The 233-nt window shown below is 64.8% G+C and carries 1 protein-coding gene; it reads left to right on the top strand.

Features of this window, described 5'->3' with window-relative positions:
* Positions 1–233 (top strand): phage tail length tape measure family protein (locus MTCD1_RS20420; RefSeq protein WP_200818730.1); only part of this gene is annotated, 233 nt, incomplete at both ends.

Here is a 233-nt window from a genome sequence, read left to right on the forward strand (position 1 = left end):
TGAACAGTCGCTGAGCCGACAGGCGCTGGCTGCACAGAAAGCGGGGATTTCCGTCGGGCAGTATAAAGCCGCCATGCGTATGCTGCCTGCACAGTTCACCGACGTGGCCACGCAGCTTGCAGGCGGGCAAAGTCCGTGGCTGATTCTGCTGCAACAGGGGGGGCAGGTGAAGGACTCCTTCGGCGGGATGATCCCCCTGTTCATGGGGCGTTGCGGGGCGGTCACCCCGCCGG

It is taken from the genome of Colwellia marinimaniae (genome assembly GCF_002207865.1).
Lineage (GTDB): Bacteria > Pseudomonadota > Gammaproteobacteria > Enterobacterales > Alteromonadaceae > Colwellia > Colwellia marinimaniae.